Below are 7,069 nucleotides of genomic sequence, written 5' to 3'. Positions count from 1 at the left end.
GCGTTCCCTTGATGGTGCGTCTGCCCGGCCAGGTCCAGCCCGGTTCGACCAGCGATGCCATCGTCGGACCGATCGATCTGTACCCGACGATCCTCCAGGTCGCGGGCCTGAAGCAGCCCGAAGAACACATCGTCGACGGCGAATCGTTGCTGCCCGTGTTGGAACAAACCGGCCGGCTGAAACGCCACGCCTACTTCACCTGGTTCCCGCACCTGATTCCCGCGGTGTCGGTCCGCCAAGGCGATTGGAAATTGATTCGACGGTTCGAGCCGCATCCCCAATATCCCGCCGTCCGCGAACTCTACAACCTGACCGACGACATTGGTGAAACACAAAACCTGGCAAACGCGATGCCACAGAAAGTGGCAGAGTTGGACGGGTTGATCGACCAATTCATCCGCGACACCGGAGCGTTGGCCCCAAAACCGAACCCTGACTTCAACGCAGACTCCAAAGCGGGTTCCACGGGAACGCCCGCATCATCCGACATCACCTTGGGTTTGGTTGCCCGTAACTGCGAACTCGTCAAGACGGATGGGGCGATCCGGGTCGTGGGCCGGGGACGTCAGCCGTTTTTGGGGACGGCCCAAGTCAAATCCGACGGCCCGCTGACCCTGCGGCTTCGTGCCCGCAGCGCGACAGGCGGTGAAGGACGAATTCAATGGAAGACCGCAGGTCAGGAAACCTTTCCCGAGTCGGGCCAAGTGGCCCGTTTCGATCTTTCGGCAGGAGCATCCTGGCAAAACATCACCGTTCAGATCCCCGTCGAAGGCAGGACGAGCGTCGTGCGGTTGTATCTTCCGGCCGAGGAAAGTGTGGTGGATGTTCAAACGATCGATTTTCGAGACAAAAGCGGTCGCGGAAAATCATGGGACTTTTCAGCTCAAACAACGCAACCCCAACCTTAAAAGTGGTTGAAGCCGTATTGCTCCGTCAACTCTTAGTTTTAGGGTGCCGCGGAAAAAGAACAGGCGGTCAATTGCGGAACGATGAAACGATTACTGGGCCCACGGTTGGCAGCGTGAACCCACGGATTTATCGCACCCTGTCATCCGTGGGTTCGCGCCGCTATCCGTGGGTGGCAGTTTCGATGGGTAGCCCGTTGAGAGTGCTGGTGTGCTACCCCAGACGATTCACTTCAGCAATTTCATCGCTTCCTTTCAGCTGGAAACGAAAAAAACCCGCCGAGAACCGCAACGTCTGTTTCCAGGCATCGCGTTCATCGGCGGGATATGATTCAGCGCATCCGCGGGGATGCAGCTGAATGAAACGCGTCGATCAGTGATCGAGCGGGATTAGTTATCGAGCGAACCATCCAAGTCGGCATCGGTCGAAGCCGATCCACTTGCATCGACATCGAGTCCGGAATCGAGTGACGCGTCGGCTTCAAGCGATCCGTCGGCGTTGAGCGACGTGTTTCGATCACGACGACTTTGGCCGTTGTCTTGGAGATTGCCTTGGACATCGCCTTGGACATCGAACTCGCCACGCAATTGGTCGATCGTCGACTTCAATCGCTCGATTTCGTCTTCCAGTGCCGTGATGCGTGCTTCATAGGCGGCCGACGCGTTGGCCGAACCGTCCATGGCGGGTTTGTTTGCACGATAGCGGTCATTCTGTTGTTGGCGTGCCGCCAACGATGCGGTCACCGCTTGCTCTTGACCGTTACGCAACACCTTCATTTGCAACTGGGCGTTGGCATCGGCATCGCGGACAATTTGTGCCAACTGATCGGTCGACGTGATCGCTTGACCGTTGGTGCTGATCACGACGTCACCGGCTTGCAGCCCTGCTCGTGCGGCCGCACTGCCTTGCGTGACGTTGGTGATTCGGATGCCTTGATCGCTGCTTTGTAGTCCGATTCCCAATCGAGCGCGTTGTCGCGCGGCAACGTTGGAACCGGCGACGTTGCGGTTGCCGTTGACGTTAGCGTTGGCGTCGACGTTGGCATTGATGTTGGCGTTCGGCAGAACCTGCCGGGTCGCCTGATTGACGCCTTCGCGGATCGCCTGGTCGGCGCCTTGACGCAGCGCTTGATCGGCGCCTTGCTGAATCGCACCGCGGACGCTTCCGCCTTGCCGAATCTGATCGGTGGCGGCTCCGATGCCGCTGCGGACCGCATTATCAACGGCGTTGCCGAGACCGTTTTGGGTGGTCGGAACGGCTTGGCCGAGGTCTTGCGCGGTGGTGTTGCCGGTCGGCAATGCCATGGTCGCACCAGCCAACGCGGTGACACACAGTAGGTTTTTGACTCGCATTAAATGAGCTCCTTTGATTTGCTATTGAAGAGTCGCCGGACAAGGATCCCCTTGCCCGATCAGGCCATCAAATGACCTTGGGGTTGATGCCCCCAAGACAACGAAACATCGACAACGATGCGTTGTCCGTGGCAAGCAGTCGGCTGCAGAAGTCGTGCCATTGACGTCGTAGCGACGAAATCACGGTCGATTGATCGAAAGACGTTCAACCATCGCTCGCTAAACCGACAAGCTGATCGACGAACACCGCCGGGCCGCCTCGCGGTGTTCCAAACAGGGTGGCCACGCATTGCCCTCAGCCGGTGCGTCCGAAGGCGGTCGGCCCGTTCCGCCTTGAACCCGACGGCCACCGACAGCCGGTTGCGCACAACTGTTCACTTGGTATTTCTTGGTCCAGCGCGTCAATCATAAATTCAGGATGCAAATCGATTGAATTCCTTTGCTGGCAACCTTATAGTGAAAGAAATGGCCGTTGGGGGGTTTGGCTATCCGACCGTTAAGGGAAGCACCAACACGATTGAATCGAGGCCGGGGCATGGCATTGAAACAGTTCTCATCGCACGTGGAAAACGTGCCTCATCGCGTACGTCTCGCTTTTCTCCCGCTTTTGACTGCGATTGACTATGCGTGTCAATCGAACTGTGACCGCTGGCAATTTGCTGTGGAGATAGAACAGTTGACGGCATTGGATATGGCGCCGAATGATTTTCGTTGGCTGGTGCGAAATGGCTGGGTCCAACATCAGCGTGAAGTGACGTTGGAGAGCGACGACGGGCGGACGTTTTTGCCGTCGGGTGAGTTGACGTTTCCCGAGCGAACCTGTTTTGTGCTCACCGACCGGGGCATCGAGTTGGCGCAAGGGTTGTTGGCCAATCATCAACCCGCTGCACCCGAGAGACAACCTTCGTTTCAGCCGCGGCGGGAAGCGACCGAGGCCGTGCTGGCCGGCGGCGTCAACTTGCGAGCCGTCAACGGCAGTCGTCCCCACGCGGGGCAGCGACCGCGTTGGGATTCGGAGCGTCGTGTGTTGGGCGTAGGCGGCACGATTGTCAAGCGTTTCAAATGGGTCGCGGTCAACCAGCAAGCGATCTTGTGTGCGTTCGAAGAAGAAGGATGGCCGCCGAGGATCGATGATCCGCTCCCACCGCATCCCGAGCAGGACGCCAAGCGCCGGCTGAGTGACACGATCAAATGTCTCAATCGAAAGCAGACCAACCCGTTGGTCCATTTTCGCGGCGACGGCACCGGCGAAGGCGTCGTCTGGGAATTTGTCGATCTCGGTGACTGAGTTGACGGTGGCAGGTTCTGCGCACGATCCACGCTCTGGTGAGCGTCGCTACCGTCCCGGACGATGGTTGGTATCAACCTGTCCCCAGTATCCTCCGATGATGTGCGGGTATTCGCCGGGGGTGACGTGATAGTGGGGACCGCGATCGGGGTCTTCGTGAAGATTGAAGTCGTTGAGTGGGTTCTTGGTATCGTCTTTGGCGAGCAAGCCTTTTGATTCGTATGGCCCGTAGACAGGAAACCCGTCGAACGCGAACCCGATCACACCGGAATGGGAGTGGCCTTCGTCGCTCCAAGGAGTTTTCACGCAAACCGGATACTTGTGATAGTGGTACTGTTGGCGTGGGCTTGGGTGGCCGCAACAGCGATCGAGTCGCCACACGGCATCGGTTTCAAAGATGTGGTCGAAGGGATTGAAGAAGATCACGCCGTTGGTCGCGACACCAATCGCCCCCATGGGTAACGCCTGGTTGGAGTTCTTTTCGTCCATTGCGATCGCATCGGGATTACGCTTCGGCTGCAATGGAATATGCCACGTATTCGCCTGCTCTTTGATGTACGACGGGTTGCCGTCCAGCATTCGCCAGCGATCGGGGAACGTCGCGGTGGGGTGATTGGGCAGATTCCGACTTCGCATGACGAGATGCTCGTCCGTGAAGGTGATGATGACGGCGTAAGGTTTGTACTGGTCCTTGGCGACTTCGTCACCGTTGAAATCGAGGTAGCCGGCACGCAACCACGAACTCATGTTGCCCGCAAACGGCGCGTGGTAGCGAGCCGCCTTGTAGAGCAGTTGTTCTGCGTTGGTGTAGTCGAACTGTTTGGGTGCTTGGCGCTGTCCAGCTTTCGGGTTGAAGTACCAGCGACCGCCCAGGGCGATCAGCTTCGATTCATCCGGTTGTGGGAAGTCTTGGATGGTCGGTTTGGCTGCTTCGTAGTCGGCGGGTGCGTCGATGGGTTTGATGTCCATCGAATTGACCCAAAACTCAGATTTCCCCGCTTGGGCTTTCCCGTTTGCAAACCCGACACTCAGCTTGACCGTATCGACTTCCGCAAATGGGGTTCGGAAATCCATTGCGTAGGTTCGCCAAGTCGCATGTCCCAGACTCTCGTTGGTGGCGTTATCGAACAGGTCGTTTCGTTCCCGCGAGACCTGTGGGTAAATCCGTTCTTTGATCAGGTCCAGTGAATCGGTGCCGTTCTTTTGGAAAAACTCGACTTTTAAATACAGGTCATCCTGATCGACGGCGAAGTCATCTTGAGCGAGCCCAGAGATGTAGAAGCGATACCAACGTTGGTCGGGGGAGAGGTCGTCGCTGACCAGCGACGCTTCGCCTGCAAGTGTGCCGTTGCCGTCGGTATCTTTGCCAGAAAACAATCGGATGCCACGTCCATTCGATTCAACTCGCCGATCGCCTAGCACTCCATACGTTGCATCGCCAACGATCGTTGCCGCCGCCAGGGATTCCCCTTCTTGCAGATCCTGGGCTGTGGTTGCGGCAAGGGTGTGTCGGCGGGAGACCACGTCCCGGCCAACGGAGCGACTGTCGCCAGACGGTGGTGCGGGACCATCCGTTTGAACGATCACTTGGTACTGAGCGAGTGTGGACTGTAGTTGCGAGGCGACCTGTTGCTCCGCATCCGCCACGTTCTTGGCTTCCGTCGGATCAGTCCGCAAATTAAACAGCTCCGTGCCACCGTCGGCAAACTGAATCAACTTCCAATCGTCGCGAATGATGGCGTGATCGTTCTCGGCAATCACGATGGTTCGCGACGTCGCCTTGCCACCGACCAACTGCGACCAAAGACTCACTCCGTCGAGCGGTTTTGCCGATGCGATCGGAACTCCGGTGGCCGCCGCGAGCGTGGGGAACAGATCATGAATCGCGCAGAGCTGTTCACTTTCGGTTCCGGCGTTCAACAAGCCGGGTGCACGAATGACGCACGGGACGTGAATCCCGCCCTCGTAGACTTCCCGCTTCTGCCCGCGAAACGGCTGGTTCGTTCCGGCTCGCGCCGCACCGTTATCTGACGCAAAAACGACGATCGTCTCGTCGCGAAGTTGTTTGGCATCGATTGCGTCAAGAATGCGTCCGATGCCTTGATCCATCGAGTCGACCATCGCCGCATACGTCACTTGGTGTGCGTTCAATTTGTCTTGATACTTTGCGACCAAACTCTCGGGAGCTTGAAACGGCGAGTGCGGCGCGTTGAACGCGACAACGATACAAAAAGGCTTTCCCGAGTCGTTGCCTTCGATTTGCCGCACTGCTTCATCGGCCAGCAAGTCGGTTGAGTAGCCTTCCTCATCGATCGTGGTTCCATCGCGTTGCCAATCAATCTGTCCCCGACCAGCAGTGTGTTCGTAGTAGTCGATCGACGCATCCAGAAAGCCATAGAAGTGATCGAAACCTCGGTGGTTGGGATGCGACTTGTCCCCCGCCAGCCCAAGGTGCCACTTACCGATCAGACTTGTTGCGTAGCCCGCATTTTGAAACGCAGCGGGCAGCAACGGTTCGCTCATCGGCAAACCCTGGTCGCGAGGTCGCACGGGACCGGAGATTCCATAGCGGTGCGGGAATCGACCGGTCAACATCGCGGCACGTGCTGGGCTACACGCCGGATAGGCGTAAAACCGATTCAGTCGCACACCGTCTTGGGCCAGCGAATCAATGTTTGGCGTGTCGGCGGTGCCTCCGTGGAACCCCACGTCGCCCCAGCCGAGATCATCGGCCAACAAGATCACAATGTTCTTTTTCGTTGGCGAACCGTCCGCGGCGAGAACAGCATTTGCCACCAGAACAGATGCCACGAACAACACAAGCGTGGCAATGGCGAGAGTCGGTTTCATCAAGATCGGCCTCGGATACAATGGACGGTACAACTATCTCACGGCCTGAAACCCCCGCGATGGCAGGCATCTACAGCCAATCGGCAACTTTTCTGTGAATACCAACGCCGGAAACATCGAGCAGCAACTCAAGCAGGGCGATTTGTCACTGTTTGCCGATGCATTTTCCCGCCATCGCCCCCGATTGTGGCAGATCATCCATTTTCGGCTCAGCGATCAGATTCGCGGCCGCGTTGATGCCGATGATGTCTTACAGGATGTCTATTTAGATGCAGAAAAACGACTGAGTCACTTTGTCGAGGGCGATTTCCCGTCACTATTCCTTTGGCTACGACTCGTCACCGGACAGACGCTTAGCCGGGTTCATCGCCGACATCTGGCCACCCAATCACGTTCGACGTTGCGTGAATCCACTCCGAACGACGAAAATCTATGGGGCAACACGTCGCTGTGTCTTTCACAGCGTTTCATGGCGCATCTGACTTCCCCGAGCCAAGCGGCTGTGAAGGTCGAATTGATTGCGGAGGTGCGTTCGGCGCTGAGTGGAATGAGCGAGATGGATCGCGAAGTCGTTGCGCTGCGTCATTTTGAAGAACTGACCAACCAAGAAGTCGCCATGGAACTTGGCATCACGCCGAAAGCCGCCAGCATTCGGTATGTGCGAGCGTTGGAG

5 protein-coding genes are annotated in these 7,069 nt (G+C 57.5%); 3 read left to right on the top strand and 2 right to left on the bottom strand.

All coding sequences use genetic code 11. The features are described from left to right. Positions 1 to 908: sulfatase/phosphatase domain-containing protein (locus tag ABX749_RS15770; protein WP_372896824.1), on the top strand; the 908-nt coding region annotated here is incomplete at its 5' end. Between the two features lie 387 nt (positions 909 to 1,295). Here ABX749_RS15770 and ABX749_RS15765 read toward each other — a convergent pair. Continuing rightward, complete coding sequence (locus ABX749_RS15765; RefSeq protein WP_372896823.1) at positions 1,296 to 2,258, bottom strand: PDZ domain-containing protein; 963 nt, start codon at positions 2,256 to 2,258, stop codon at positions 1,296 to 1,298. 676 nt (positions 2,259 to 2,934) lie between these two features. Between ABX749_RS15765 and ABX749_RS15760 the strand changes: the two genes are divergently transcribed. Next, positions 2,935 to 3,546: a hypothetical protein gene (locus tag ABX749_RS15760; RefSeq protein WP_372896822.1), complete on the top strand. Its 612-nt coding sequence runs from the start codon at positions 2,935 to 2,937 to the stop codon at positions 3,544 to 3,546. A gap of 48 nt (positions 3,547 to 3,594) precedes the next feature. On the opposite strand, the gene ABX749_RS15755 is transcribed toward ABX749_RS15760, so the two are convergent. Then, on the bottom strand, positions 3,595 to 6,396 hold the full coding sequence (locus ABX749_RS15755) for a sulfatase-like hydrolase/transferase (protein WP_372896821.1): 2,802 nt from the start codon (positions 6,394 to 6,396) through the stop codon (positions 3,595 to 3,597). A 94-nt stretch (positions 6,397 to 6,490) separates the two neighbouring features. On the opposite strand from ABX749_RS15755, the gene ABX749_RS15750 reads away from it, so the two are divergent. Further along, the coding region (locus ABX749_RS15750; RefSeq protein ID WP_372896820.1) for a sigma-70 family RNA polymerase sigma factor at positions 6,491 to 7,069 on the top strand (579 nt) is incomplete at its 3' end.

It is taken from the genome of Stieleria sp., from assembly GCF_041595215.1.
In the GTDB taxonomy this organism is placed as follows: Bacteria; Planctomycetota; Planctomycetia; order Pirellulales; family Pirellulaceae; genus Stieleria; species Stieleria magnilauensis.
Note: the sequence above shows the minus strand (reverse complement) of the source record. Positions and strands in the feature narration are given on the sequence as shown.

What these genes read in the sequence shown, in the direction of transcription:
- ABX749_RS15765 (WP_372896823.1), bottom strand. Translation starts at nt 2,258, where the DNA reads ATGCGAGTCAAAAACCTACTGTGTGTCACCGCGTTGGCTGGTGCGACC.
- ABX749_RS15755 (WP_372896821.1), bottom strand. Translation starts at nt 6,396, where the DNA reads ATGAAACCGACTCTCGCCATTGCCACGCTTGTGTTGTTCGTGGCATCT.